Origin of the sequence: Labrys wisconsinensis (genome assembly GCF_030814995.1) — a bacterium.
Lineage (GTDB): Bacteria > Pseudomonadota > Alphaproteobacteria > Rhizobiales > Labraceae > Labrys > Labrys wisconsinensis.
This window is the reverse complement of sequence record NZ_JAUSVX010000001.1, coordinates 1,114,245-1,140,221: the sequence shown is the minus strand read 5'-3', so window position 1 is coordinate 1,140,221 and position 25,977 is coordinate 1,114,245. Positions and strand designations below refer to the sequence as shown.

Sequence of the window (25,977 nt, the reverse complement as noted above, 5' to 3'; positions counted from 1 at the left end):
GGCAGCCGAATCGCGATGGCGCCATGACGGGATCGCCGGCGTTCCGGTGCGTGCGATCCGGCGCATCAAGGTCCGGGCTGGAGCGGGAACGGAGCAGGGACGAATCGCCGACGCAGCGCCGTTCACGGCCTGTCCGCGCCCGGGCGCCGGGTCGGGCCGGCCCTGGACAAGCCCGGAGAGGCTTTCGGGGGCAGGGGGTCGTTAACGCCCGTCCCGGCGCGGCACGCTCAGTTGGCGTTGGCCTCGGTGGGGTCGGCGATCCCGCCGCCCTGGGCAAAGCGGGTGGCGGCGATCACCAGGCGGCCGATCTGGGTGCCGACCACGATGCGGGCCGGGGCGAGCACGCGCGTGCCGGCGACCGGAGCCAGCCAGACCTCCATGTCGCGGTTGGCGGCCATGAACTTGGTCTGCTCGCGATCGGGACGGTGGCCGGAGATCGGGGTGTAGCGGGCCGAGCAGACCACGGCCTGGCCGGAATAGCCCTTGGACGCCACCTGATCCATGCGGGAATAGGCGAGCTTGATGTCGAAGCGCTGTGCGCCGTCGAAGACCGCCAGGGTGCGGTCGCAGGCCGCCGGCGCCATCGTCTCGCCGCCGCCGGCGACGGGCATCAGCATGGCCGAGACCGGATCGATCACCCCGCGCTTGTCGGCTTCGGTCACCGGCACGCGGTCGGACCGGTATCGGAGATCGGGATTGATGGCGACGTCGGTGATGGCACCGTCGGCGATCACCATCTGCACGGTCTGCTGCTTGTTGCCGGAGATATTGTTGAGGGCGTAGCCCGTGGGCATGGGCTTGGCGGTGCCCATCCTGCCCGAGGCGGTGGCGGCGCCCTTGCCGTCGCTCACCAGGGAGAGGATGCCGCCGACCCGGGCCGATACCTTGATCCTGTAAGCGCCGTTCCCGGCCACCGAGGCATCCAGCGCCGCCGCACCGATCGGCAGGCCGGCAAGGGTCATGGCATAGCGGATGGCGACGGCGCCCGATCCGGCCAGCGCGGGTGCCGTCGCGCCGATCAGGACAGCGGTGACAGCAAGGCATCTGACAAGGCTGGGTGGCACACTCGATCTCCCGGTCGCGACTCACGCGCCGCCTCCGTCGAGAATCGCCCGCCGCGACGCATAAGCCAACAGGTTTGCTGAGCGAATGCGCCGAAACTGCGACTGCCGGTCAGGCGCCGGCGGCCGCGAGGACCGGTGCGGCGGCCCCCGCCACGGGCGTGCCGGCGAGGACCGTGCCGTCATGGCCGGTAAGGCGCAGCGGCAGGATGGTGCCGGGAGCGACCGGCCGATCCGGGCGCACAGGAGCGAACTGGCCGGTGCGGGCGAGGCCGCCGCGCTCCATCAGCGCCGGCCTGAGGCGGCCGATCTCGGCGTCGAGGAAAGCGCGGAAGGCACCGGCGCCGGCGGCGCGCAGGCGGGCGGCGCGCTCGCGGATCTCGGCCGTCGGCAGTTGCGGCATGCGGGCGGCGGGCGTGCCGGGGCGCGGCGAGAAGGGGAAGGCGTGGAGATGCACGATGCCGCAGGCCTCGATCAGGTCCAGCGAGGCGCGGAACATCGCCTCGGTCTCGGTGGGGAAGCCGGCGATGATGTCGGCGCCGAACGCCACATCGGGGCGCAGGCGACGGGCCTCGACGCAGAAGCGCTCGGCCTCGGCGCGGCTGTGACGGCGCTTCATGCGCTTGAGGATGAGATCGTCGCCCGACTGCAGCGACAGATGCAGGTGCGGCATCAGCCGCTCCTCCTCCGCCAGGGCGGCCAGGAGCTCGGCGTCGGCCTCGACCGAGTCGATCGAGGAGAGGCGCAGGCGCGCGAGCTCGGGCACCTCGCGCAGGATGCGGCGGACCAGGGCGCCGAGCCGCGGCCGGCCGTCGAGATCGGCGCCGTAGCTGGTGAGGTCGACGCCGGTGAGCACGACCTCGCCATAGCCGGCCTGCGCCAGGCGGCGCACCTGCGCCACCGCCGCCTCGGCCGGCAGGGACCGGGAATTGCCGCGCCCGAACGGGATGATGCAGAAGGTGCAGCGGTGGTCGCAGCCGTTCTGCACCTGGACGAAGCCGCGGGCCCGCCCCTCGAAGCCGTCGAGCTCAGGCAGGGCGATGTCGCGGGCGGTCATGATGTCGGAGACGGCGCGCTTGTCGTTGCGGCGGGACAGGCCGGCCCAGGTCTGCGGTCGCAGCTTCTCCGCGTTGCCGACGACATGGTCGACCTCCTCCATCGCCGCATAGCGGTCCGGGTCGATCTGGGCGGCGCAGCCGGTGACGGCGATGCGGGCGCCGGGGCGCTCGCGCCGGAGGCGCCGGATCGCCTGCCGCGCCTGTCGCGTCGCTTCCTCGGTCACGGCGCAGGTGTTGACGATGACGAGGTCCGGCGCCGCGCCGGCCGCCGTCCGCATCGCTTCCGACTCATGGATGTTGAGCCGGCAGCCGAAGGTGACGAGGGTCAGCCCGCTCATCTCAGGCGGCGTCGGCGAACCAGGCGGGATCGAGCGTGCCGTGATGCTCGAGCTCGACCGCGCCGGTCATCAGCACATGGTCGTCGCGCTCGCGCCAGTCGATCGTCAGGTCGCCGCCGGGCAGGGTGATGCGCACCGTCCGGCCGGTCCGCTTGAGGCGGGCCGCCGCCACCGCGACGGCGCAGGCAGCCGAGCCGCAGGCCCGGGTCAGGCCGGCGCCGCGCTCCCAGACGCGGACGCGCACATGGCCGGGATCGAGCACCTGCGCCAACGAGATGTTGGCGCGCTCGGGGAAGATCGGGTGGTTCTCCAAGAGCGGGCCGATGCGGCCGAGATCGAAGGTCGCGGGGTCGCGGTCGACCCAGAACACGGCATGCGGGTTGCCCATGCTGACCGCGGAGGGCGAATGCAGCACCGGCGCGTCGATCGGGCCGATCTGCAGCTCGATATAGCGGGTGTCCGGGAACGCCTCGGCCAGCGGGATCTCGTTCCAGGCAAAGCGCGGCCGGCCCATGTCGACGGTGAAGAGCTCGCCCTGCCGCCGTGCGACGACCAGGCTGGTCGGCGTCTCCAGGGTCAGCCGATCGGTGCGGAGGGCGGGCATCAGCTGCGCGGCGACGCAGCGGGTGCCGTTGCCGCAGGCCCCGGATTCGCTGCCGTCGGTGTTGTAGATGCGCATGAAGGCATCGGTGCCCGCCGTGCGCGGCGCCTGCACCACCATCAGCTGGTCGAAGGGCTCGCGCGCCGCGATGGCCCGCGCCTCGGCCGGTGTGACGGCATGGGCGAGGTCGCGCAGGTCAAGCACGACGATCTCGTTGCCGATGCCGTTCATCTTGGCGTAGGGGCGGTGGGACAGCGGAGACATGGTGCAAACCGGGACTGGACCGCGCTGATATAGTCGATCGGACGCCATCCGCCAAACACGTTGGGACAACGCATCGGTGCTGGGAAGGGTGGCAATCAAGCGAAGGCGGCTGGCGGCGGTCTTTGTGCCCACGACCGCGCCGTTGGCCGGAAGGAAAATCCGGCGCCGGCGCGCTGGACCCGCCGAGGTTTGAAGACGGCCATGCAGCGTTGGCCGATTAGGTCGAAGCCGCATGTCGTGGCGGGCCTGGCAGGCCAAGACCGGAGCCAGGAGACATTCCGCGACGGGGTGAGCAAACGCGCGAGGCTCAAACGCAATCTACCGTCCGTGTTGATCAGGCGTGCTACTTGCAAAGCGATGGCGGGCACCTGGCATGCGACCGCCGTCACTCCGAAGCTCTGCGGGCGAGATATGCATCCACGCGGGGCGCGGATCATGGACGCGTTGGGAAACCCTAGCGAAGCATGGCGGTCGTGCCATTGTCAGCCCCGCACATGCAAATCTCTGCAATGGAGACATGCCTACAATCTGATTCGAGTCTTCAGGAATTCGAAATAATGAGGACTCTCTTCGTCGAAGATCTCCTTGCCTTCGAGCGCATAGGCCCGCGTCAGCTCGTCAGCAGCCTCATCCTCCTCACCACGATCGAGCAGAACTTGACCACGCCGCAGATGCAGGAAAGGGTTGCCGATAGCGTCTGGGCAGTGCATGACGTCGGTCAGAGCTTCCAGAGCGACATCACTGTAGCCAGCCGCAAAGCACACATCCCCTATAGCGGCAAGAATCCATGTTGACGCGCTCCATATTTCCTTTGGCTTTGGGACAAGAACCCAGGCGTCATTGTACTTATCCAACGCCTCGTCATATTTATTTTCTTCAAATAATTTATCACCATCTGCACAAAGTTCCTTTATTGACTCATATGTTTCGTCATCAATTTCCTTCATCTTGCTGATTGCCATCACTCCGGCGTCGGTTTCGGTAATTGATTTAGCGGAGGCTTGTACCTCTCCTTCATCGGAATTAAGGGTCGCGGTAGGGACGGTGATTGCTCACCCCCCCCCCCCCGCACAGATCCCGGCGTGCGGCTTGCCCGCACCGGGCTCCTGCCGAAGGTCTGACGTGATCGCGGATGAGGCCATTGGCATGGCCCGCCCCTCGATCCGTTCGCGGTTCACGTCTGGGACATGTTTCCTCCGGTACTGAGCCCGGACCATGCGCCGCAGTCCGCTCTTCCTTTGACCACGCTCCCTTTCCTCCACACCCTCCGCCACCGCCCACACTCTGTATCCCAGGGCCATCACGGCTTTGTTCGAGCGCTTCATCGGTACTATGAAGCGTGTCCGACGCCTCGCCCGTCCCACGCCGGCTTCGTCTCCTCAACTTCCCGGCGTGGCCCGCGACCGCAACCGCGACCACGGGCCGAGCGAGGCCTCCCAAGTTCCGGCGCGTTCCCTTTGGGCGTGATGGGGTCTTCGACCACGGTGGAGTGTCAGTCCCTCGCATAACGGGACCGCACATGTTGCCTTCGGGGCTGTCAACGGCCTCGGCCTCCACGATTCTATGCCTTTCGCGGCTCAATAGCCCACCCCATGCAATCGCTGTGTACGCTTCGCGATGGTCGTCGCCGCCCACCCCGCAACACTCGCTTCCGAGCGCCCGCTACAGCTTACTCGGTCCGGACTTTCACCGGCTCGAACGCGCCAGCTTCTTGGCGCTCTGACAGTGCATTCGATTGATGCGACCGCGACGCTGCTGGTCGGCACCACTATCGCGACCTCTCTGGAGATCACTTCTCATCGGCAGCGGCTCCGGTCCACCACGACTACAGGCTGCCAGCCGCATTCGAAGCCAACCTCGCATGCCGTAAAGCGATTGAAGACCTGCGACGCGCCCCTCGCCCCGAACTGCACCGTCTCAGTTCAAGGGCAGATCTGTGCCGACGCACGAGCGAGCTCTGCCTGATCGTCCGTCAACGGCTTGCAGCCCTTATCCAGATGCGTTCCGTCGAACGCGTCGAAAGCTGGACGACGCCGCCCGACGGAACGAAGCCCTTTCCTTCAAACCTACTCGGCCTCGCCTTCGATCATATCTTCGAAGTCACAAGCCACCGTAACGGTCCGGTTGCCCTGCCGGAGTGCCTTGACCAGAGCTGCCATGCCGGCCTGGAAGCCGGCTATATATCGCGGCTCGTCATCGATGGTTCCGACTTCCGCGTAGTACCGTGAACATTCGATGAAGCGGTAAGGTACTTTTGACTTAAAAGATGCATCGAAATCTTCGTTCTTAAGAACGGGAGCCTCCACTGGTATCCCCTGGCAAAATTTCTTAACCATATAATCCATACTTCTTTGCAGATCATCACGGAGCTCGTCCGTATCTATGTATAGCTTGCAAAAATAAGGATCTATCATTCTCTCCTCCTAAAAGCCGAAAGCTAGTGGTGTCTGTGGGCCGTTATCGAATTCTCCCCCCGCGCGGATAATTGCAATCTGAATTTTATCTTCTGGTACTCCAAGTGTCTCCGCGATTATCCTTCTAATGGGCCTTAATTTGGCCTCACCCGTTTGAATCCTGCCGTCTCGGATGGAAATTTCACGAGTACCGATCTTCCCGGTTATTGCGCGAGGAAAGCTTTGGGCGATCAACTCGTCGAACCTTTCCGGTGAGACACGAATTCCGAAATCGAAGTCATTGTACGGCTGTGCCTTGCCGCCTGCTCTCGAGCCCATCACGAAGATATCGTCGCCATACCCCTTGGCTCCGATCGCCGCCCGCAGTCTGCCGGATAGTCGATCGAATGTTGTTGTCGTAAATCCCTGGGGAATCGGCAAGCCTGGGCGTGGAGGGCCGTATCGCGTGGGGTCCCGGGCGCTGACTCGAGGCGGCGTCGCTCCGGGCGGAGCCTGCGAGGATTGTGCCTCAGGTGGTGGAGGCGCCTTCCCGCCGGGCTTCGATATCTCGGGGCCATCTTTGGAAGGTGGACTGCCCTGGATGCCTCCGCCGCGGAAGCGCGGGCCTCCACCCCGCCCGCCGCCCCCACCGCCTCCACCAAGACCACCAAGGAAACCGGATGCGTCCACGGTGGTGAACACACCGAGTCTCTGGAGGGCGCTCCAGCGTTCGGCGATGGTCGGGGCCCGCGATACCTCGTCGTAGACCTGAGCCGCCCACGTGTCGTGCTTTTGCTGCTGAAGATTCTCGTAGGCCTGGACAGCGGGGCCGAGATATGCGCCTGCGAGAGTGCCCCGCATCCCGAGGTCGAGCTGCGAGCCCGCAGTCTCGCCGGTTTCGCCTCGTACGGTGGCGATGATGGATGCGAGCTTCGCGGCCCGGGCAGCATCGCCCCGCTCGGCGGCATATTCGAGCTCGACGATCTGAGGTGCGACCGATATCTCCTGCCGCGCGGCCGATATGACGAAGTCGTTTGCCAGGCTCCGACTGCCGCCGCTTCGGCGCTTCACCAATTTGGCGACGATTTCCGCCGCAGCGTCGATTTCTGTGGTGTCGAGGCCGCGCTTGCTGACGAGCTCGCTGAGGTAGCGAAGGTAGCTGGCGTCCCCCTTGATGAAGGCGACATTGACAGCGTACGCAAACGCCCGCCGGAGGCGGCTTGGTTCTTCGTCGGCGATCTCCATCAGTTCGCGGATGTTGTCACGGAGCGGCGGGTCCGCCATGCGAGCAAGCGTGGAAGGCCGCTCGGCGACGACTTCATTCCAATCCAGTATCGGTAGAGGATCGCCGGAATCGACCGGCTGCGGGTCCGGCGGAGCAGCCTCGTCGACATCTGCACCGGCCTTCTCCGAACTAGCCACCGCAGGAGCCTGTGTATCTCCGGGGGCAGACACCGGCTGCGGAGCAGCAGGGCGCGCGGGCTCATCGCGCGCCGGCGGAGCTCCGGGTGGAAGCGCCGGGTCGGGATCGGCTGCGGACGTGCCGGCAGGCTTGGCCGGCAGCGTCGCGCTCATAGGCAGGAGCCACGGCTGAGTGGCGACCGGCCCGTCCTGCCCTGGACCGGACGGGGCGGCCGCTCCGGCCTGCGGCGACGCGAGCGATCCCGCCGCCTCGCCGGATGGGCCGGCCCCGGCCAGGTCCTGCGGCGGCCGACGATCCGCCACCGGGACCTCGGACGGCATCCCGCCGGCCGGCGCGGCCCGAAGGCTGGCGACGTAGCGCTCGCCGGCCTTCCGCTGGCCCTCGAAGACCAGCTTCGCCAGCCCGGGGTCGAGGCTTTTGAGGATGCGGTTGGGGGTGAGGTCTGGGTGCCCCTGGCCGGTGGTGAGGATGGAGAGATAGTCCGGGGCGACCAGGCCCATGACGGCGTCGCGCTCGGCCGCGGCGCGGTCGCGGTCCTCGCCGTGCCGCTGCACCGCGCCGCCGGCGAACTTGCGCATCACGGCGTCGGAAGCGTCGGGGTATCGCGTCCGGAACCAGGCGCCGGCATGGCCGTGCCCGCCGTCAGCCAGGGTGGCGGGATCAATCGCGGTCGGCACCGATGTCGGCGGTGCATCGGCCGCGCCATCCGGGCTGCCCGCATCGCCCGGGCCGGCCTCGCCCGCTGCCGACGGGCGCTGCCAGATCGCCCGGCGGGCCTCGGGGTCGGCGAGGATGGCAGCGCCCTTGGCTGCCGCGAGCCTGTCGGGCAGGGCCTTGCGGCGGCTGTCCCAGGCCGCCTGCGGCAGGTCAGGGCTGGCGGGCACGGCACCGGTGAGCTGCTGCTCGGCCGCATCGCGCATCGCGGCGTCGGGATGCTCGGCGATGGTGCGCAGGAGCTCGGCGTCATGCGCGTCCTGGCGCTCGACATGGTAGCGCCGGCGCTCGCCCGCCTCGGCCTCGGCGAGCGGGCCGGTGAGCTCGCTGCCGAGCTCGTCGATCCGCCAGGCGAGGCGCTGGCGTACGTCCGGCGACCAGCGGGCGGCCATGGCTTGCGCCTCGTCCCGGAACTGGCCGAGGAAGCGGCTGGTGGCGTCGCCGCCGCCGGGCGGCATGGCAGCCTGCGTGGCGCGGGCATAGGCGGCCTGGGTGACGGCGAAGCGCTGGAGATCGGCGCGGGCACGCGTCTGCAGCTCCGCCGGCGAGAAGTCGGGGATGCGGGGCATGGAGGCTCACGATGGGAGGGGAGCCCCGGCTGGCGGGCGGGCATGCGCGAGCGCCGCCGTCGCGCCGCGGGAAGCGGCGCGGCATCGGACGTCAGGACATGCGAAAGCGGCCCCGGGGACGGTCAGTCCCAGGCTGTCTGTCGGCAGCGTCTAACGAGGGGCCGGAAAGCCGTTCCGGGGCGGATCAGGCGGGCTGCGAACGCAACACCGCACCGTCAGATTTTGCCATAGCCGCGCCGGAGATCAAGGAGGGGGGCAAACCCCCGCGGGCGGAATCGGCGATCGGTGGCTTGTTGACGCATCGCGACGCCGTTAGGGTCGGCGCCCCGCCTTGCGTTCCGCCCACGGACCGACCCATGACAGAGCAGAAACCGGCCCGCCGCCCCCGTCCCAGCTTCACCGACCAGGAGGCGCTGAGCTTTCACAGTCAGGGCAAGCCCGGCAAGCTGGAAGTGGTTCCGACCAAGCCGATGGCGACGCAGCGCGACCTGTCGCTGGCCTATTCGCCGGGCGTCGCCGTGCCGGTCAAGGCGATCGCCGAGAACCCGGCCACCGCCTTCGACTACACCACCCGCGGCAACATGGTGGCGGTGATCTCCAACGGCACCGCCATCCTCGGCCTCGGCGACCTCGGGGCGCTCGCCTCCAAGCCGGTGATGGAAGGCAAGGCCGTGCTGTTCAAGCGCTTCGCCGACGTCGACTGCATCGACCTCGAGGTCGACACCAAGGACGCCGATCAGTTCATCAACGCGGTGCGCTATCTCGGGCCCTCCTTCGGCGGCATCAACCTGGAGGACATCAAGGCGCCGGAGTGCTTCATCATCGAGCAGCGGCTCAAGGAGCTGATGGACATCCCGGTGTTCCACGACGACCAGCACGGCACGGCGATCATCGCCGCGGCCGGGCTGTTCAACGCGCTGAAGATCACCGGGCGCGACATTTCCTCCACCCGCCTGGTGGTGAACGGGGCGGGGGCGGCCGGCATCGCCTGCGTCGAGCTGGTCAAGGCGATGGGCTTTGCGCCCAACAACGTCATCCTCTGCGACACCAAGGGCGTGGTCTACCAGGGCCGCACCGAGGGCATGAACCAGTGGAAGTCGGCCCATGCCGCCATCACCGAGGCCCGCTCGCTGGCCGATGCGCTGGAGGGAGCCGACGTGATCTTCGGCCTGTCGGTCAAGGGCGCGCTGACCGACGCCATGGTGCGCTCGATGGCGCCCAACCCGATCATCTTCGCCATGGCCAATCCCGATCCGGAGATCACGCCGGACGACGCCCATGCGGTGCGCGACGACGTGATCATGGCGACCGGCCGCTCCGACTATCCCAACCAGGTCAACAACGTCCTCGGCTTTCCCTTCATCTTCCGCGGCGCGCTCGACGTGCAGGCGACCTCGATCAACATGGAGATGAAGATCGCCGCGGCGCGCGCCCTGGCCGATCTCGCCCAGGAGGACGTGCCGGACGAGGTCGCCACCGCCTATCAGGGCGCCCGGCCGCGCTTCGGCCGCGAATACATCATCCCGGCGCCGTTCGATCCGCGCCTGATCACCCGCATCCCGGTGGCTGTGGCCAAGGCGGCGATGGAGACGGGCGTGGCGCGCCGGCCGATCGCGGATCTCGAGGCCTATCGCGTCCAGCTCTCGGCCCGGCGCGATCCGGTCGCCGGCACGCTGGCGCAGATCTACAACAAGGTCCGCGCCTATCCCAAGCGCATCGTCTTCGCCGAGGGCGAGGAGGAGGCGGTGATCCGCGCCGCCGCGTCCTTCGTCAACCAGGGCCTCGGGACGGCCATCCTGGTCGGGCGCGAGGACCGGGTGCAGGCGGCGGCGGCCTTTGCCGGGGTGGAGCTGCGCGAGGGCATCGAGATCCAGAACGCCCGCCTGTCGCCGCGCACCAACGCCTATGCCCAGCTCCTCTACGACCGGCTGCAGCGCCGCGGCTATCTCATGCGCGACTGCGTGCGCCTGGCCTCGCTCGACCGCAACCATTTCGCCGCGGCCATGGTGGCGCTCGGCGACGCCGACGGCATGGTGACCGGCCTCACCCGCAACTATTCCATCGCCCTGGAGGACGTGCGGCGGGTGGTCGACGCCAAGCCCGGCCACCGCGTCATCGGCGTGTCGATCGTGGTGGCGCGCGGGCGCACCGTGCTGGTGGCCGACACGGCGATCCACGACATGCCGACCTCGGAGGAGCTGGCCGGCATCGCCGTCGAGGCGGCGTCGGTGGCGCGCCGCTTCGGCTACGAGCCGCGCGTCGCCATGCTGGCCTATTCCACCTTCGGCCATCCCGAGGGCGAGCGCTCGGAGCGGGTGCGCGATGCGGTGCGCATCCTCGACCGGCAGCACGTCGATTTCGAGTATGACGGCGAGATGGCGGCGGACGTGGCGCTGTCCCGCGAGGCGATGGCGCTCTATCCCTTCTGCCGCCTGAGCGGTCCGGCCAACGTGCTGATCATGCCGGCGTTCCACTCCGCCTCGATCTCGACCAAGATGCTGCAGGAGCTCGGCGGCGCCACGGTGATCGGCCCGATCCTGGTCGGCCTGGACAAGCCGATCCAGATCGTGCCGCTGGCCGCCAAGGACAGCGACCTCGTCAACATGGCGGTGCTGGCGGCGTTCAACGTCGGCGGATAGGGCTCAGGCGCCCGGCGCCGTCAGGCGATAGGTCCGCAGCGCGGTGTCGCGGTAGAGGCTGCGCTGCTCGGCTTCGCCGGCGCCGCGGATCACCTCGTCGACGATCGCCACCCAGGCGGGGTAGGGGTGGGTGAGGGCGGAGACGCTCCAGTCGCTGCCGAACATCAGGCGCTCGAAGCCGAAGCAGTCGACGACATGGGCGACATAGGGCTTGACGTCCTCCGGCGTCCAGCGGGCGTGGTCCGCCTCGGTGACGACGCCGGAAAGCTTGACCACCACGTTGGGGCAGCGGGCGAGCTCGCGTATCTCACGCCACCAAGGCTCGCGCAGGCCGTAGCGGATGTCCGGCTTGCCGATATGGTCGAGCACGAACTGCACGTCGGGGCAGCGGCGCGCCAGCTCCAGGGCATAGGCCATGGCCCAATGCTTGATGCAGATGTCGAAGGGCAGGCCGTGGCGGGCGAGCACGGAAAGGCCTTCCAGGAAGCCGGGCGCCAGGCAGAAGGACGGGTCGGCCTCCGACTGGATCAGCCGGCGGATGCCGCAGAGGCTCCGGTTCGCCTTCAGGGCGAGGATGTCCTCTTCCACCGCCGCGCCCTTCTCGACCGGGGCATGGGCGACCATGCCGATCAGGCGCGGATCGGCGTCGGCGAGCCCCTGGACGAAGGCCGCTTCCGCAAGGTGCAGGCCGGGGTCGACCGCCACCTCGGCGAAGACGAGGCCCTCCACCGCGACCGGGCCGCGCGCGGCGTCGAAATCCGGCAGGAGATGGGTGCGGTTGATCGCGGGGACGCCGGCGAGCCAGCCATAGCTGAGGCGCTCGACGTCGTAGAGATGGACATGGGCGTCGATGATCGGAAAATTCGGCATGCTCGTTCCCCCGAAGGCGCCGGCCGGCGGCCGTTGCTCGTTGGCCGTGCCGACCCTTTGGGACGGGCGTCCGGCGCACCGGTTCTAACCCGGCCGGCAGGGCCAGGGGAAGCCGGCGGCGCGCGTCCGGCGCCGGAACGGCCGATCGGGGCGCCGCTGTCAAAACAACGACATCCACTGTCCTGCCACGCCTCTTGCCCTGATCATTGATTGCATGTTCAATCAATGAAGAGCGGCGATAATTCGTGCTGGGAGCGCGGCCAAGACCGCGGGGGACGTTTTCTTGCCAGCCTCGCAAGGGAACCTATGATCCAATGCGCGTTGCTCCGGCCGCGACAGGCCGAGCGCGCCGCAAAGCCGGGAGAATGACGATGACGATCTGGAAGAGTTTCGCCGCCGCCATGGTGGCCGCCACGCTGGCCGCCGGCTCCGCCGCCGCCGGCGATCCCGACAGCTGCAAGACCGTCAAGTTCTCCGATGTCGGCTGGACCGACATCACCGCCACCACGGCGATCACGACGCGCCTGCTGCAGGGCCTGGGCTACACGCCGAAGATCGACGTCCTCTCGGTGCCGGTCACCTATGCCTCGATGAAGACCAAGGATATCGACGTCTTCCTCGGCAACTGGATGCCGACCATGGAGAACGACCGCAAGGCCTATATCGCGGACAAGTCGGTGGTCGAGGTCGGCGCCAACCTGCCGGAAGGCGCCAAGTACACGCTGGCCGTGCCGCAATACACCTACGACAAGGGCCTGAAGTCCTTTGCCGACGTGGCCAAGTTCAAGGACAGCCTCGCCGGCAAGATCTACGGCATCGAGCCGGGCAATGACGGCAACCGCCTGATCCTCGGCATGATCTCCGACAACAAGTTCGACCTGAAGGGCTTCGAGCTGGTGGAATCGAGCGAGCAGGGCATGCTGGCGCAGGTGCAGCGCGCCACCCAGCGCAACGAGGACGTGGTGTTCCTGGGCTGGGCGCCGCATCCCATGAACGTCAACTACAAGATCCAGTATCTCTCCGGCGGCGACGATGTCTTCGGCCCCAACTTCGGCGGCGCCGTGGTCTACACCAACACCCGCGCGGGCTTTGCCACGGACTGCCCCAATGCCGGCAAGCTCGTCGCCAACATGAAGTTCACCGTCGACATCGAAAACGTCGTGATGAACAAGATCCTCACCGACAGCGAGGAAGCGCCCAAGGCCGCCGAGGAATGGCTCAAGGCCAACCCCGGCCAGATCGACACCTGGCTCGCCGGCGTCACCACCTTCGACGGCCAGCCCGGCGCCGAGGCAGTGAAGAAGAGCCTCGGCCTCTGATCGCCTGATCCCGGCGGGCGGGCGCGCCAGCGCCCGCCCGCCACTGGCGCAACGCAGCAGGGGACGCGACGTGGAAGACTGGATCACCACCTACAAGATCCCGCTCGGCCGGACGATGAAGCAACTCATCGACGCGCTGCAGGCTCATTCCAGGCTGTTCGACGCGATCAAGGATGCAATCGGCTTCCTGGTGGACGGGCTTACGCGCATCCTGCTGTTCGTGCCGCCCGTGCTGCTGGTGGTGCTGATCGCGGGCCTGGCCTATTGGCTGCACCGCTCGGTCAAGCTCACGGTCTTCATCCTCGCCGCCTTCCTGCTGATCATCAATCTCGGCTATTGGGAAGCGACGGTGCAGACCATCTCGCTGGTCGGCTGGTCGGCGCTCGCCAGCGTCCTCATAGGCGTGCCGATCGGCATCGCCGCCGCGCACCGGCCCTGGCTCTACGCGGCGCTGCGTCCGGTGCTCGACCTGATGCAGACGCTGCCGACCTTCGTCTATCTCATCCCGACCGTGGTGCTGTTCGGCCTCGGTGCGGCGCCGGGCCTGATCTCGACGGTGATCTTCGCCATCCCGGCGCCGATCCGCCTCACCCAGCTCGGCATCACCTCGGTGCCGGCGCCGCTGAAGGAGGCGGGCGAATCCTTCGGCGCCACGCGCTGGCAGCTCTTGTGGAAGGTGGAGATCCCGCACGCCCTGCCCACCATCATGGCCGGCGTCACCCAGTGCATCATGCTGTGCCTGTCCATGGTGGTGATCGCCGCCCTGGTCGGCGCCACCGGGCTCGGCACGCCGATCGTGCGGGCGCTCGGCAGCATGAACGTGCCGATGGGCTTCGAGGCGGGCCTGTCCATCGTGCTCCTGGCGATCGTGCTCGACCGGGTGTGCAAGAGCCCGGAACGACGCTCCAAGTCCTGAAGGAGTCCGCCATGGCCGCCGTCGAATTCCGCAACCTCGACATCGTCTTCGGCCAGAAGCAGGCGCAAGCCCTGCCGCTGATCGACCAGGGCCGGACCCGCGACGAGATCCTGGCGGCAACGGGCTGCGTGCTCGGGGCCGCCGGCATCAACCTCGCCGTCGACAAGGGCGAGATCTGCGTGCTGATGGGCCTGTCCGGCTCGGGCAAGTCGACGATCCTGCGGGCCGTCAACGGCCTCAACAAGGCGGCGCGCGGCCAGGTGCTGGTCGAGCACGAGGGCCGAAGCATCGACGTCGCCAGCTGCAGCGCGGCGGAGCTGCGCATGCTGCGCATGAAGCGCATCGCCATGGTGTTCCAGCAGTTCGCGCTGCTGCCCTGGCGCACGGTGCGCGAGAATGTCGGCTTCGGGCTGGAGCTGCGCGGCATGGCGCCGGCCGAGATCGCCCGCGTGGTCGACGAGAAGCTGGCGCTGGTCGGCCTGACCAAATGGGCCGGCAAGTTCGGCCATGAATTGTCCGGCGGCATGCAGCAGCGCGTTGGCCTCGCCCGCGCCTTCGCCACCGACGCCGACATCCTCCTGATGGACGAGCCGTTCTCAGCGCTCGACCCGCTGATCCGCGACAAGCTGCAGGACGAGCTCCTGGGGCTGCAGTCGGAGCTGAAGAAGACCATCATCTTCGTCAGCCACGATCTCGACGAGGCGCTGAAGATCGGCAACCGCATCGCCATCCTGGAGGGCGGACGCATCGTCCAGTGCGGCACGGCCGAGGACATCCTGCTGCGCCCGGCCGACGACTACGTCGCCGAGTTCGTCAAGCACATGAACCCGCTCAACGTGCTGCGCGGCCATTCCCTGATGACGCCGTCGGAGTCCCTGCAGCACGTCGACGGCGAGGTGCTGCTCGACGGCGCCGGGCGGGTGCGCCTCCGGCTCGACGGGCTGGGCAAGCCGGTCGCGGTGACGCTCGACGGCGCCGCCGGGCGCCTGGCGGTGGCGGACGGCGAGACGGGCCTCGCGCCGGAGGGACCGGCGGACGTGATCGTCGCGCCGGTCGACCTGCGCATGCGCGCGGCGATCGAGCTGCGGCGGGCGACCGGCAACCCGGTGGTGCTGGTCGACCAGCTCGGCCGCATGGCCGGCCTGTGCGGCGACAACGAGATCTACCGCGCCCTGCTGCAGCGCGGCCCGGCCGCGGCGGCCTGAGCCGGACCGAGGCCGGCCGCCGTCAGACGGGCGGCGGGTTCACCGCCTTGAAGCCGCCCTCGCGCCAATAGGGATAGTGCGGATAGGCCGGCGTCACGGCGCTGGCCGCGTCGAGCCGGGCGACCTGCTCCGGTGTCAGCGACCAACCGACGGCGCCGAGGTTCTGGCGCAGCTGCTCCTCGTTGCGGGCGCCGATGATGACGCTCGACACGGTCGGGCGGCGCAGCAGCCAGTTGATGGCGATCTGCGGCAGGCTGCGGCCGGTCTCTGCGGCAACCTCGTCCAGGGCGTCGACCACGCGGTAGAGGCGCTCGTCGTCGACCGGCGGACCGTAATCGGCGGTCTCGTGCAGGCGGCTGATTTTCGGCAGCGGCTGGCCCCGCCGGATCCTGCCGGTGAGGCGGCCCCAGCCGAGCGGGCTCCAGACCATGGCGCCGACGCCCTGGTCGAGGCCGAGCGGCATCAGCTCCCATTCGTAGTCGCGGCCGACCAGGGAATAATAGGCCTGGTGGGCGACATAGCGCGGCCAGCCGTGCCGGTCGGCGGCGGCCAGGGACTTCATCAGCTGCCAGCCGGAGAAATTGGAGGCGCCGACATACAGCACCTTGCCGGCGGCGACGAGGTCGTGCAGCGCGGCGAGCGTCTCCTCCACCGGCGTGGCGGCGTCGAAGGCGTGCAGCTGCAGGAGGTCGATGCGGTCGGTGCGCAGGCGCTTCAGCGCCGCCTCGACGCCGCGCACGAGGCGCAGCCGCGAGGAACCGGCGTCCAGCGGGCCCTCGCCGACGGGCAGGCCGAGCTTGGTGGAGATCAGCGCCCGTTCGCGCCGGCCCTCCAGCGCCTGTCCGAGGATCTCCTCGGAGGCGCCGTTGGAATAGACGTCGGCGGTGTCGAACAGCGTGACGCCGGCCTCCAGGCTGATGTCGACGATGCGGCGGGCCTCGGCGACGCCGGTGTCGCCCCAGGCGCTGAACAGCGGGCCCTGGCCGCCGAAGGTGCCGGCGCCGAAGCTGAGCGCCGGAACTTTCAGGCCCGAGCGGCCGAGTTGTCTGTATTCCATGCCGGATCCCCTTGATGAGGCGCGCCGCCCGATGCGGCCGCTGCCGGCAGATGGCGCCGGCACCGTGCGCGCATTAGTCCTGCCGACGGACTTGCAGCTGTGACTTCAGGTCAAAGGCGGTCCTTCCCGGGCCAGGCGCTCCCTGAGGCGCGGCGCCGCGAAGTCGAGGAAGGCCCGCAGCTTGAGCGGCAGACGGCCCTGGCCGGCATGGACCAGGCTGACGGGCCAGGGCGCCGGCTCGAACGGCTGGAGAAGCAGGGCGAGCCTGCCCTCCTGCACGGCGCCGGCGACCTGGTAGGAGAGGACGCGGGTGACGCCGAGGCCGGCGACGGCGGCGTCGATCGCCGCTTCGGCGGTGTTGACGACAAGCCGTGCCCGGATCGGCACCGCCATCTCGCCGTGGGCGTCGGCAAAGCGCCAGGCGCCGGGCACGGTCAGTCCTTCGAAGGCGATGCAGTCATGGCCGGCGAGCTCATCGGGGATCGCCGGGGTGCCACGCGCGGCGAGATAGGCCGGGGCGGCGCAGACGACGCGCCGGATGGCGCCGACCTGCGCGGCGACGAGGCGGCTGTCGGCGAGCCGGCCGATGCGCACCGCGACATCGACCTGCTCGTCGGCGAGATGGACCATGCGGTCGGCCAGCATCAGCCGGACCTGGATATCGGGATAGGCCGCCAGGAAGGCGCAGACCACCGGCAGCACGTGCAGGCGGCCGAAGACGATCGGCGCGGTCAGCACCAGCTCGCCGCGCGGGGTGCTGTATTCGCCGGCGGCACTGCGCTCGGCCTCGCCGATATCCTCCAGGATGCGCCGGCAGGCGGCGACATAGGCGCGGCCGGCCTCGGTGAGGGAGAGACGGCGGCCGGAGCGGACCAGCAGGCGGGCGCCGAGATGGGCCTCGAGCTCGGCAATCCTGCGGCTGACCGTGGCGAGCGGCATGCTCAGGCGCCGGCCGGCGGCCGAGAGGCTGCCCGCCTCCACCGCTGCGACCAGCACCGTCATGGCGTCGAGCCGATCCATGAGCCTTCCATCTTTCGGGAGGGTGGATCTCAATCATTCCATCTGTCGAGCGATGAGAGAAGTGCTTAGGTGCCACCGCATTGCATCCCAGCCCGGCAGGATCCAGCCATGAGCCGTCCACCCCTCCCGCCCTTCACCGCCGAGACCGCGGCCGCGAAGGCACGCCTTGCCGAGGACGCCTGGAACACGCGCGACCCGGCCCGGGTGGCTCTCGCCTATACGCCGGACAGCCTGTGGCGCAACCGGGCCGAGTTCCTGCAGGGGCGGGAGGCGATCGAGGCGTTCCTGACGCGCAAATGGAACCGCGAGCTCGACTATCGCCTGATCAAGGAGGTGTGGACGTCGGGCGGCAACCGCATCGCCGTGCGTTTCGCCTATGAGTGGCACGACGACAGCGGCCAGTGGTTCCGCAGCTACGGCAACGAGAACTGGGAGTTCGACGAGCACGGGCTGATGCGCCGGCGCATTGCCAGCATCAACGATGCGCCGATCCGCGAGAGCGATCGCAAGTACCGTTGGCCGCTCGGCCGCCGGCCCGACGATCATCCCTCGCTCAGCGATCTCGGCCTGTGAGGCGGCGATGAGCAGCAGCCAGGCTCCTGCCAGCGACGTCGCCTTCTCGCCGGCGGTCAAGGCGGTGCAGGCACGGCGTGGCTCGCGGGAGGCCTACGCGCGCATGGAGGCGCGCGGCTCCTGGCAGACCCGGATCACGCCCGAGCTCGCCGGCTTCATCGCGTCGCAGATCAGCGTGTTCATCGCCACGGCCAGCGCCGAGGGCCAGCCGACGATCCAGCACCGCGGCGGGCCGCCGGGCTTCCTCCGGGTGCTCGACGACCGCAGCATCGGCTTTGCAGACTATGCCGGCAACCGGCAATACATCACGACGGGCAATCTCGGGGAGAATCCGCGGGCCTGCCTGTTCCTGATCGACTATGCGCATCGGCAGCGGGTGAAGATCTGGGGCGAGGCCGCGGTCGTCGAGGATCCGGCGCTGACGGCGCGGCTGATGCCGCCGGACTATGCGGCGCGGCCGGAGCAGGCGATCCTGTTCACCGTCACGGCCTGGGACGCCAATTGCCAGCAGCACATCCCGCAGCGCTTCGAGGCTGCGGACGTCGCCGCCGCGCTGGCGGCACGCGATCGGCGCATCGCCGCGCTCGAGGCGGCGCTCGCCGCGGCGGAACGGCGCCTCTCCGAGGCGTCCTGAGCGCGCTTTCCCAGCTCGGCCCGCAGGCGGGTCCGGGCAATCCGCTCAGGTGGGCTGGTTCGGGAAGCATGCCGAGGCGGACAGGGCGACACCGCCGGCGAGGGCGTTGATCAGCACCGGCACGGCCGTCGCGAACGTGTACGAGATGGCGACGGAGGAGAACCCGGATACGCCGCCGCAGGTCGTGCTGGCGTTCAGCGTGATGTTGGTCGAAGCGAGCGGCACGCCGAGGCCGGCGGCGCCGGCAATGACATAGCTGGTGGTGGCAGTGGCGCTGTAGGCGCCCGCGCTGGAGCAGGAGGTCTGGCGCACGCCCATGCAGCGGGCGGCCGAGATCGCCAGGGACTGCATGGCCTGCCGCGTCCAGAGCAGGCGTCCGAACTCCACGGTGCCGAGCAGGATGAGCAGCAGCGGCGCGGCGACGATGGCGAACTCGACGGCGCTCGCGCCGCCGGTATGATCGCGAAGGGCGCGGGCCGGGCGGCGCATCACTGCACCTGCACCACGGTGCTGACCGAGATCGTGCCGTTCTGCACCAGGCCGTAGCTGCCGAAGAAGGGGGTGACGGCAATGCTGCCGGTGATCGAGACGAACTTGCCGGCGAGGCCGCCGCCGCTGCAGCTCGAGGCGCAGGTCGTCGCGCTTCCCCAAGCCAGGGATGTGCCGCTCAGCACGGGGCAGTAGCACAGATCGGCATTGCTCACGGTTCCCGACGCGACCGTCGTCCCGCTCGTTCGTTGCGACTGGGGTCCGTTGTTGACGACGACGGTCGCGTCGAACCGTGCGGGGATGATCGCCGACAGGCTGGCGGCCAGCGCCGCGCCATTGCTCGAGCTGGCATTCGCCGCGCTGACCATGGCGTAGTTGGCGCTGGCCGACAGGCCCTGGCTGAGGTTGAAGCGGGTGTACAGGACCATCCCGAAATCGATCATCGCCACCAGGATGAGCAGGAAGATCGGCGCCACCAGCGCGAATTCGATCGCGGAGGCGCCGTCTGCGCGGCGTATGCCGGCGTGGCACAGGGCGGCGAGGCCGGGGTGGCGGGAGGTCGGTCGGGGGCGGATCTTCATTGGACGAGCGTGGCGCTGCTAGAGGTGGTCGCGGTGATGCAGGCCGAGCCCAGCACGGCGCCGCCGGACAAGGTGATATTGGATGCGATGAGCTGCAGGCAGGACGAGCCGCCGGAGACGCCGGCGCCGCCGCTCATCGTCAGCGGCCCGTTGGGAAAGTAGAAGACGCCGGTGATCTGGCCGTTGCTGCCGCCCTGGATGAAGCCGGCGCCGGCGGTCACGGCGGTCGATGTCGGGCCGATGACGGCGAGGTTGGCATAGGTGCCGGACGTGGGCGCCGTCATGAGGACGTTGCTGTAGCCGGCCGCCACGCAGAAGACCAGGCCCGAGCAGGAGCCGGAGGTCGGCGTCGCCTTGCCCGACAGCACCGTGGTGACGCCCTGTCCGGTGACGCTCACCGTCGAGCCGCCGCAGCTCGCGCCGCCGCCGCCGGCGCTGCCGAGCGCCATGTAGCCGTCGATGGTGTAGACGCCCGCGCCCATCACCACGGCGCCGGACGCGATGAAATTGCCTTCGATATCGTGCTGGCTCGCAGCCGAGATGATCAGGCAGCTGCCGCCGCCGGCGTCGTTGAGGTTGCCGTTGAGCTGGAACAGGCTGCCGCTGGCGGTCGCGTCGCCCATATAGGTCGTCGAGCCGCCGCCGAGGTTGATCGCGTCGCCGCTGGTCGAGGGGCCGATCCGGAAGCCGTTGGCGGTGATGCCCGAGCCGTAGCCGAGGTTGAGGGTGGAGCCGCCGGTGTTCTGGATGCCGGCGGCGAGGAGGAAGGTGCTCGGCCCGGCGAAGGTCAGGGTGCTGGTGTTGCAGATGCTGTAATAGCCGTTGCTGCAATAGGACGAGCCCTGCCCGATCGTGAAGGTGCTGCCGGCGGCGAAGGTCGTGCTGCTGCCGCCGGTCGTGATCAGGCCCTTGGCGAAGTTGTAGATGCCCGGCCCGAAGGTGTTGGTGCCGGACAGCGTCACGGTGCCGCTGAAATTGTAGGTGGTCGCCGCCGTGCCGCTGGTGGCGAAGGTGAGGCTGGCGGCGGTGGTGATCGCACCGAAGGTGTAGGTGCCGCCGGCCGGGCAGGTGACGGTCCATTTGCCGCTATAGGCGGTGGCCGTCGTCGCGGTGCAGCCGTTGCCGATCGACATCGAGGAGGCGGAATAGCCGAAGCTGACAGCGGTGCCGCTGCCGACCACGGGGGCGGTGGGGGCGGTCTGCGCCGCGACGGTCGCCAGCCGTGCCGTGGCCGTGGTCAGTCCCGTGGTCCCGGCGACGGGATCCGTGCTCGCCGCCTGGACGATCGAGGCGGAGATGCCGCTGCAGGGCTGGCTCGGCGCAGCGGCGGAATTGTAGCTGACGGTCTTGGCCGTGATCGTGGTTCCGCACGGGACGGTGACCGTGCTGTTGGACGCGACCGCGCAGCTGGTCGCGGTCACGGAGGTGCCGCCGCTCAGCGTCACGCCGCTCTGGGACGAGGAGAGGGCGAGGATGCAGCTCGCGACGCCGGCGTTGAGCTGGGTGTAGGCCGAGGCGGAAATCTGGAGGCTCGAAGCGGCGCCCAGGAGCGGCGCCAGGAAGAGCGGATCCGTCCCGGCCACGGAGACGAGGACCGCCTTGTCGCTGGCGTTGGCCGGAGAGGCGACGAGGCTCGCGGTGACGCCGCTGGAGGCGACGCCGTTCAGGGCAGCGATCCGGAGAGCAGCGCTGGTCATCGCCGTGGTCGAGCCCGTGCCGTTATAGGCGAGTGCCCCGGCGAAGGAGGCGATGTCGGCGACGCGCTGGTACCGGGCCTTGATCGCCAGGCCATTGCCATATTCCACGACGAGCGCGGCGATCCCGCAGATCAGCGGCAGGGCGATGGCGAAGAGGATGACGACGCTTCCGCTCCGGTCGCGCCCGAGGGAGCGCCACAGAGCCGTCATGCGTGCGAGGAGAGCAACTGGTGAACCGACCATCCAAGGACCAACGGAGCGACCCTCGCCATGCTGCTTTCAGCGACGGTCCGAAAGCAACGGGAGTCGCTGCCATTGATCGGATAAAGTACGGAACAGATTGCCAGTGAGTTAACAGATGTACCTTGCAAGACAGTAGATCGCAAGATCTGGAGGAATCTGCAACTGCAGAGGGCCGTGGATCAGTCGGACACTTGTTTCGCGTATGACGCGCGTCACGCTGGTTGACTGAATGTTACCTATATTTTCTGCCTCCGATGTCAAGGCCTGGCGGCCTCATGTCATGTCCTCCGTCAGGTCGGCTGCGAGGGCGGCGACGCCGATCGCCATGCCGGTCAGGCAGACGGCCGGCCAGCCGCCTGCGCTCCAGGCGAGGCCCGCAAGGGCGGAGCCGATGGCGCCCCCGAGGAAGAACAGGCCGACGAACAGGCCGTTGAGGCGGCCGCGCGCCTCGGGCCGGAGCAGGTTCACGGCGCGGCGCCCGAGCGTCTGGTCGCCGGTGACGCCGACATCGAGCAGCACGGCGCTGGTGCCCATCAGGATGAGATGCAGGACCGGGCCCTCGCGCCCGGCGCCGGCCCAGGCGGCCAGCGCCAGGGCGGCGATGATCAAGAGATGCGCGGCCCGGGTGGCAGGACGGGTCCAGCCGCGATCTCCGGCCCGGCCGAACAGCGGCGTCACCACGGCGCCGCCGGCCCCCACCAGGGCGAACAGGGCGATGCCGCGCTGGCCGAGGTCGAAGGGCGGCTGCGCCAGGCGCAGGGCGACCGAGGTCCAGAACAGGCTGAAGGCGGCCATGGCGAGACTGGCGGTCAGGGCCCGGCGCCGCAGCGTCGGCTCGCCGCGCAGGAGGTGCCAGAGCGAGGCGACCAGCGCGGGATAGGCGGGGCCCGCCGGCGGCCGGCGGTGCGGCAGGCCGCGGGCGAGCACGGCGACCAGCACGGCCAGGGCAAAGGCGCTCGTGCCGTAGAAGGCGCGCCAGCCCCAGGCGTCGGCGAGCAGGCTGGCCAGCGGTCGCGACAACAGGATGCCGACCATCAGGCCGCTCATGACGTCGCCGATCACCCGGCCGCGCCGCTCCGGCGGGGCCATGGCGGCGGCGACCGGCACCAGGATCTGGATGGCGGAGCAGGCTGCGCCCAGCGCGAAGAGCAGCACCAGCAAGGTCGCCGCATCGGGCGCGAAGGCCGCGGCGCCGGCGGCGATCGCGGCGGCGGCGAGCATGCGCAGCACCAGGGCCCGGTTCTCCGCGAGGTCGGCGAGCGGCACCAGCAGGAACAGGCCGGCGGCATAGCCGAGCAGGGTGGCGGTGGCGACGAGGCCGCTGGCGGTCGCCTGGAGCCCGAGCGCCGGTCCGATCATCCCGACCAGGGTCTGCGGCGCGAACAGATTGGTGACGATCACGCCGGTGGCCACCGCGAAGAGCAGGGTGAGCGGACCGGTGATCGTGTCGGATCGGGAGGCGGCGGCAAGGTCGTCGCTGGCGGACATCGGTTCCACTCGCATGAGAATTGGGCATGTCGGGTGGAAACTTTATTCAAAGCCAGCAACATGATACAATTCAATTGATCCTATATTGATTATGCGAGTTGCGCATGAACATCCGTGACCTCGAGGCTTTCGTGGCGGTGGTGGAGACCGGGTCGATCGTCGCGGCCTCGGCCCGGCTGAACCTGACCCAGCCCGGGGTGACCCGGCGGATCCAGAACCTGGAGCAGGGCCTGGAGGCAGCGCTGCTCGACCGCCAGTCGAAGCCGCTGCGGCCGACCGCGGCCGGGCGGGAAGCCTACGAGCACGGCCGGCGGGTGCTGCGCTCGCTGGAGGACCTCAAGGCCGGCGTGGGCGCTGACGCCGGTGCCCGTGGCGAATTCCGGCTCGGCATCATGCCCTATCTCTCGGATGCGGCGCTGGCCTTGCCACTCGACCGTCTGCGCGCCGCTTTCCCGCGATTGACCCTGCGCATCGCCTCGGGCTGGTCGCAGCGGCTGCTGGAACGGGTGGTGGGCAGCGAGCTCGACGCAGCGGCGGTCTGCCTGCCGGATGGCGTGAGCCCGCCGGAGGAGCTCACCGCCGAGGATCTCGGCACCCAGGCCGTGCTGCTCGTCGCCGCTCCGGCTCTCGGCGTGCCGCGGCCGGCCAGCTTCGAGGCGCTCTCGCGCTTTCCCTGGGTGATGAACGAAAGCGGCTGCGGCTTCCGCGCCTTCATACGCCATAGTTTCGAGGCGTCGCGCCTGCCCTTCGTGGTCGGCGTCGAGGCGCTGAGCGCCGATCTCAGGATGTCGCTGGTGGCGCGTGGGCTCGGCATCGGCGTCGTGACCCCGGCGGCCTTCGCCGGCAGCCCCTGGCGGACGGCGGTGGAGGTGATCGACGCTCCGGATTTCCGGCCGAGCCTGCGCTCCTGGCTGCTGCACCGGCCGCCGGCGGGCCGCCTCGCCCGCCCGATCGCCTTGTTCCGCGAGACCCTGCTGGAGAGCCTGCGGGCCGAGGCTCTGCTTCCCGCCTGACGGCCGGCCTCGTCTCCATGCCGAGGCCTCGCAGCTCGCCGCCGCGGCTATTTCTGTCCCGGCACCGGCGGCCTGGCCCGGACCTGCTCGGGCCGGGGGCCGTTCGCGGCGCCCGTCGCACCGACGAGCTGCCCGGGCAGGGCATCCTTGACCCGGCTCCAGGTCTGGGTGGCGCAGAAGATGGCCAGCACGCAACCCTCGACCTTCAGGCTGTCCGCATCGCGCCAGAGCGTCACGTCATAGGACTTGCCGCTTTCCGCGTCATAGATCCGGCCGGCGATGCGCCCATCGGACGGTCGGACCGCGCCGGCGAGGAGCTGCTCGCCCAGCAGGGCCTGGGATCGCCTGGCGGGATCGGGGTTGCGCAGGTCCCTGAGCGGCCGTCCCTTGGGATCGAGGCCATCCTCCATCCAGACGAGATAGCCGCAGACCTGTCCCGGCCTGCTCCCGCAGGGCTCGATCCGGATGCGGGCGCGGTTGTCCTCGGTGCGCCAGATGCCGCCGGGGTCGGCGGGGGACTGGGCGGCAAGCCCGGGTCCGGCGGCCAGGAGGGCGGCCGCCGCGGCGCGCGTGATGATCCGAGAGACCGCGCTCATCTCATGCATGTGCCGTTCTCCTGTGCCGGGGATGGTGCACGCTTCCAACGCTCAGGGTGGCCCGTCCGCTCCATCGTGCCCTCGGAACCCTGTCCTTTCGTCCCGTCGCCGGTCCCGCCGGCGGAGGGCTGCCGCCGTTCCGGATCGGGACGGCCGTTAATCCCGGGACACGGCGGCGGGGCCGTCGGCGGGGTGGCGTTCCCCGGCGCGGCGTCCACCGCGTGCGGCGTGCGGCTCGAACGGGCCGCGAACATCGCCACGGCAGCGATTCGTCGCCGGTCCGTTCCCGCTCCGGCCGAGAGGTGAAAGCCGGCGCCCTCCCGCCGCTCCCTCCATGCCCAAGCAGCTTCTCGTGGCCGCGACTTGATTTTGCGGTTCCATGCAAAATCAAGGCTGCTCAGACTGCCTGATGCAAGCAGGTTCGGGGGAACCTGCCTGGGACGATCGTACCACGTCCGCCCTATGATGCGGCGCGGCCAGCCTGTATGCCGGGCCGACCGGATGCCGCGGAGCGCTTGTCGAGTGCCGGGAGAGGACGCAGAGATGGATGCCGCCAAGCCGCGGTCCGAGGAGCGGGAAGGACGACGCAGCGGGCGGCCGACCAAGGAACGAGCCGGGCAGCTCACCGAGCACATCATCGAGGTGGCGACCGCGCTGTTCATGGAGTCCGGCTTCGCTGCGACCAGCATCGACCTGATCGCGGCGACGGCCCGGGTCTCCAAGCAGACCTTCTATGCCCGCTTTCCCTCGAAGGAGGCCCTGTTCGCGGCGGTGATCCGCAAGAGGGTGGACGATCTGCTGCTGCCGGTCGTCGTCGACTCGAAGCGGGCCGGTCCGATCGAAGCGATCCTGATCCGTATCGGGGTGGAGCTTTCGAAGCGGGCGCTCTCGCCGGTGGCCATCGCCTTCACCCGGCTTATTCTGGCCGAAGCGCATCAGTTCCCGCTGCACATGTTCGTCCACAAGGAAAATACCGATCGGGTGCGAGGGCTGGTGGCGGGCATCTTCGCCAATGCCATTCGCGACGGGCAGCTTCGGCCGGCCGATGCCGATTTCCTGGCAGAGCAGTTCATCTACGGGGTCGTCGACGGCCCGGCCCGGGACGTCGTGCTCAGCGGCCGGACGCCGGAGCCGGACGAGGCGCTGCGCGAGCGGGTCGCCCGCGCCGTCGCCCTGTTCCTGGACGGTTGCCGAGGGCCGGCGCCGCGCGCTTGAA

Annotated in this window: 22 protein-coding genes; 8 read left to right on the top strand and 14 right to left on the bottom strand. The window is 69.2% G+C overall.

All coding sequences use genetic code 11. The annotated features are described in order from the left end of the window. Positions 1-227: 227 nt before the first annotated feature. The 6 genes from QO011_RS05245 to QO011_RS05220 form a co-directional block, all read right to left on the bottom strand. Positions 228-1,064 (bottom strand): DUF3108 domain-containing protein, encoded by an 837-nt coding sequence (locus QO011_RS05245; protein WP_307268584.1) that lies wholly within the window; start codon positions 1,062-1,064, stop codon positions 228-230. A gap of 109 nt (positions 1,065-1,173) precedes the next feature. After that, complete coding sequence (gene mtaB, locus QO011_RS05240) at positions 1,174-2,457, bottom strand: tRNA (N(6)-L-threonylcarbamoyladenosine(37)-C(2))-methylthiotransferase MtaB (RefSeq protein ID WP_307268582.1); 1,284 nt, start codon at positions 2,455-2,457, stop codon at positions 1,174-1,176. A 1-nt stretch (position 2,458) separates the two neighbouring features. Continuing rightward, positions 2,459-3,322 (bottom strand): diaminopimelate epimerase, encoded by an 864-nt coding sequence (gene dapF / locus QO011_RS05235; protein WP_307268579.1) that lies wholly within the window; start codon positions 3,320-3,322, stop codon positions 2,459-2,461. A gap of 521 nt (positions 3,323-3,843) precedes the next feature. Continuing rightward, positions 3,844-4,284 carry a tetratricopeptide repeat protein gene (locus QO011_RS05230; protein WP_307268575.1) on the bottom strand — a complete coding sequence of 147 codons (441 nt, stop codon included), beginning with the start codon at positions 4,282-4,284 and terminating at the stop codon, positions 3,844-3,846. Positions 4,285-5,388: 1,104 nt separating this feature from the next. Then, positions 5,389-5,736 carry a hypothetical protein gene (locus tag QO011_RS05225; protein WP_307268572.1) on the bottom strand — a complete coding sequence of 116 codons (348 nt, stop codon included), beginning with the start codon at positions 5,734-5,736 and terminating at the stop codon, positions 5,389-5,391. A gap of 9 nt (positions 5,737-5,745) precedes the next feature. After that, complete coding sequence (locus QO011_RS05220; RefSeq protein ID WP_307268570.1) at positions 5,746-8,421, bottom strand: hypothetical protein; 2,676 nt, start codon at positions 8,419-8,421, stop codon at positions 5,746-5,748. A gap of 356 nt (positions 8,422-8,777) precedes the next feature. On the opposite strand from QO011_RS05220, the gene QO011_RS05215 reads away from it, so the two are divergent. Beyond that, a complete protein-coding gene (locus QO011_RS05215) occupies positions 8,778-11,060 on the top strand; it encodes an NADP-dependent malic enzyme (RefSeq protein ID WP_307268569.1) in 2,283 nt (760 codons plus the stop codon). A gap of 3 nt (positions 11,061-11,063) precedes the next feature. Here QO011_RS05215 and QO011_RS05210 read toward each other — a convergent pair whose 3' ends face one another. Further along, on the bottom strand, positions 11,064-11,930 hold the full coding sequence (locus tag QO011_RS05210) for an amidohydrolase family protein (protein ID WP_307268568.1): 867 nt from the start codon (positions 11,928-11,930) through the stop codon (positions 11,064-11,066). Positions 11,931-12,301: 371 nt separating this feature from the next. On the opposite strand from QO011_RS05210, the gene QO011_RS05205 reads away from it, so the two are divergent. The 3 genes from QO011_RS05205 to choV all read left to right on the top strand — a co-directional run bounded on the left by QO011_RS05205 (position 12,302) and on the right by choV (position 15,370). Beyond that, positions 12,302-13,249: a choline ABC transporter substrate-binding protein gene (locus QO011_RS05205; protein WP_307268567.1), complete on the top strand. Its 948-nt coding sequence runs from the start codon at positions 12,302-12,304 to the stop codon at positions 13,247-13,249. 70 nt (positions 13,250-13,319) lie between these two features. Beyond that, positions 13,320-14,165, top strand: coding sequence for a choline ABC transporter permease subunit (gene choW, locus QO011_RS05200; RefSeq protein WP_307268565.1), 846 nt, complete (start codon positions 13,320-13,322; stop codon positions 14,163-14,165). A gap of 11 nt (positions 14,166-14,176) precedes the next feature. Beyond that, on the top strand, positions 14,177-15,370 hold the full coding sequence (choV, locus tag QO011_RS05195) for a choline ABC transporter ATP-binding protein (protein ID WP_307268563.1): 1,194 nt from the start codon (positions 14,177-14,179) through the stop codon (positions 15,368-15,370). A gap of 22 nt (positions 15,371-15,392) precedes the next feature. Here choV and QO011_RS05190 read toward each other — a convergent pair whose 3' ends face one another. Both QO011_RS05190 and QO011_RS05185 read right to left on the bottom strand, forming a co-directional pair. Beyond that, complete coding sequence (locus QO011_RS05190; protein ID WP_307268561.1) at positions 15,393-16,427, bottom strand: aldo/keto reductase; 1,035 nt, start codon at positions 16,425-16,427, stop codon at positions 15,393-15,395. Between the two features lie 105 nt (positions 16,428-16,532). Beyond that, positions 16,533-17,447 (bottom strand): LysR family transcriptional regulator, encoded by a 915-nt coding sequence (locus tag QO011_RS05185; RefSeq protein ID WP_307268560.1) that lies wholly within the window; start codon positions 17,445-17,447, stop codon positions 16,533-16,535. Positions 17,448-17,555: 108 nt separating this feature from the next. Between QO011_RS05185 and QO011_RS05180 the strand changes: the two genes are divergently transcribed. Together QO011_RS05180 and QO011_RS05175 are read left to right on the top strand one after the other, a co-directional pair. Beyond that, complete coding sequence (locus QO011_RS05180; protein ID WP_307268558.1) at positions 17,556-18,020, top strand: nuclear transport factor 2 family protein; 465 nt, start codon at positions 17,556-17,558, stop codon at positions 18,018-18,020. A gap of 7 nt (positions 18,021-18,027) precedes the next feature. Next, complete coding sequence (locus QO011_RS05175) at positions 18,028-18,654, top strand: pyridoxamine 5'-phosphate oxidase family protein (protein WP_307268557.1); 627 nt, start codon at positions 18,028-18,030, stop codon at positions 18,652-18,654. A gap of 45 nt (positions 18,655-18,699) precedes the next feature. Here QO011_RS05175 and QO011_RS05170 read toward each other — a convergent pair whose 3' ends face one another. The 4 genes from QO011_RS05170 to QO011_RS05155 form a co-directional block, all read right to left on the bottom strand. Continuing rightward, positions 18,700-19,143 carry a TadE/TadG family type IV pilus assembly protein gene (locus QO011_RS05170; RefSeq protein WP_307268555.1) on the bottom strand — a complete coding sequence of 148 codons (444 nt, stop codon included), beginning with the start codon at positions 19,141-19,143 and terminating at the stop codon, positions 18,700-18,702. Then, positions 19,143-19,724, bottom strand: coding sequence for a TadE/TadG family type IV pilus assembly protein (locus QO011_RS05165; protein ID WP_307268554.1), 582 nt, complete (start codon positions 19,722-19,724; stop codon positions 19,143-19,145). Before QO011_RS05165 ends, QO011_RS05170 begins: the two co-directional genes overlap by 1 nt. Next, positions 19,721-21,631, bottom strand: coding sequence for a TadE/TadG family type IV pilus assembly protein (locus QO011_RS05160; protein ID WP_307268552.1), 1,911 nt, complete (start codon positions 21,629-21,631; stop codon positions 19,721-19,723). Before QO011_RS05160 ends, QO011_RS05165 begins: the two co-directional genes overlap by 4 nt. 306 nt (positions 21,632-21,937) lie before the next feature. Continuing rightward, complete coding sequence (locus tag QO011_RS05155; RefSeq protein WP_307268550.1) at positions 21,938-23,152, bottom strand: MFS transporter; 1,215 nt, start codon at positions 23,150-23,152, stop codon at positions 21,938-21,940. A gap of 104 nt (positions 23,153-23,256) precedes the next feature. Here QO011_RS05155 and QO011_RS05150 point away from each other — a divergent pair, with 104 nt between their 5' ends. Next, positions 23,257-24,165, top strand: a complete 909-nt coding sequence (locus QO011_RS05150) for a LysR family transcriptional regulator (RefSeq protein WP_307268547.1) — start codon at positions 23,257-23,259, stop codon at positions 24,163-24,165. Between the two features lie 47 nt (positions 24,166-24,212). On the opposite strand, the gene QO011_RS05145 is transcribed toward QO011_RS05150, so the two are convergent. After that, positions 24,213-24,770 (bottom strand): DUF2147 domain-containing protein, encoded by a 558-nt coding sequence (locus QO011_RS05145; protein ID WP_307268544.1) that lies wholly within the window; start codon positions 24,768-24,770, stop codon positions 24,213-24,215. Between the two features lie 453 nt (positions 24,771-25,223). Here QO011_RS05145 and QO011_RS05140 point away from each other — a divergent pair, with 453 nt between their 5' ends. Then, positions 25,224-25,976, top strand: a complete 753-nt coding sequence (locus QO011_RS05140) for a TetR/AcrR family transcriptional regulator (protein WP_307268542.1) — start codon at positions 25,224-25,226, stop codon at positions 25,974-25,976. The last annotated feature ends 1 nt before the right edge of the window (position 25,977 follow it).

What these genes read in the sequence shown, in the direction of transcription:
- QO011_RS05185 (WP_307268560.1), bottom strand. Translation starts at nt 17,447, where the DNA reads ATGGATCGGCTCGACGCCATGACGGTGCTGGTCGCAGCGGTGGAGGCG.
- QO011_RS05155 (WP_307268550.1), bottom strand. Translation starts at nt 23,152, where the DNA reads ATGTCCGCCAGCGACGACCTTGCCGCCGCCTCCCGATCCGACACGATC.
- choV (WP_307268563.1), top strand. Translation starts at nt 14,177, where the DNA reads ATGGCCGCCGTCGAATTCCGCAACCTCGACATCGTCTTCGGCCAGAAG.
- QO011_RS05205 (WP_307268567.1), top strand. Translation starts at nt 12,302, where the DNA reads ATGACGATCTGGAAGAGTTTCGCCGCCGCCATGGTGGCCGCCACGCTG.
- QO011_RS05215 (WP_307268569.1), top strand. Translation starts at nt 8,778, where the DNA reads ATGACAGAGCAGAAACCGGCCCGCCGCCCCCGTCCCAGCTTCACCGAC.
- QO011_RS05230 (WP_307268575.1), bottom strand. Translation starts at nt 4,284, where the DNA reads ATGGCAATCAGCAAGATGAAGGAAATTGATGACGAAACATATGAGTCA.
- QO011_RS05160 (WP_307268552.1), bottom strand. Translation starts at nt 21,631, where the DNA reads ATGACGGCTCTGTGGCGCTCCCTCGGGCGCGACCGGAGCGGAAGCGTC.
- QO011_RS05150 (WP_307268547.1), top strand. Translation starts at nt 23,257, where the DNA reads ATGAACATCCGTGACCTCGAGGCTTTCGTGGCGGTGGTGGAGACCGGG.
- QO011_RS05210 (WP_307268568.1), bottom strand. Translation starts at nt 11,930, where the DNA reads ATGCCGAATTTTCCGATCATCGACGCCCATGTCCATCTCTACGACGTC.
- QO011_RS05225 (WP_307268572.1), bottom strand. Translation starts at nt 5,736, where the DNA reads ATGATAGATCCTTATTTTTGCAAGCTATACATAGATACGGACGAGCTC.
- QO011_RS05175 (WP_307268557.1), top strand. Translation starts at nt 18,028, where the DNA reads ATGAGCAGCAGCCAGGCTCCTGCCAGCGACGTCGCCTTCTCGCCGGCG.
- dapF (WP_307268579.1), bottom strand. Translation starts at nt 3,322, where the DNA reads ATGTCTCCGCTGTCCCACCGCCCCTACGCCAAGATGAACGGCATCGGC.
- QO011_RS05145 (WP_307268544.1), bottom strand. Translation starts at nt 24,770, where the DNA reads ATGCATGAGATGAGCGCGGTCTCTCGGATCATCACGCGCGCCGCGGCG.
- QO011_RS05220 (WP_307268570.1), bottom strand. Translation starts at nt 8,421, where the DNA reads ATGCCCCGCATCCCCGACTTCTCGCCGGCGGAGCTGCAGACGCGTGCC.
- mtaB (WP_307268582.1), bottom strand. Translation starts at nt 2,457, where the DNA reads ATGAGCGGGCTGACCCTCGTCACCTTCGGCTGCCGGCTCAACATCCAT.
- QO011_RS05180 (WP_307268558.1), top strand. Translation starts at nt 17,556, where the DNA reads ATGAGCCGTCCACCCCTCCCGCCCTTCACCGCCGAGACCGCGGCCGCG.
- QO011_RS05165 (WP_307268554.1), bottom strand. Translation starts at nt 19,724, where the DNA reads ATGAAGATCCGCCCCCGACCGACCTCCCGCCACCCCGGCCTCGCCGCC.
- QO011_RS05190 (WP_307268561.1), bottom strand. Translation starts at nt 16,427, where the DNA reads ATGGAATACAGACAACTCGGCCGCTCGGGCCTGAAAGTTCCGGCGCTC.
- QO011_RS05170 (WP_307268555.1), bottom strand. Translation starts at nt 19,143, where the DNA reads ATGCGCCGCCCGGCCCGCGCCCTTCGCGATCATACCGGCGGCGCGAGC.
- QO011_RS05140 (WP_307268542.1), top strand. Translation starts at nt 25,224, where the DNA reads ATGATGCGGCGCGGCCAGCCTGTATGCCGGGCCGACCGGATGCCGCGG.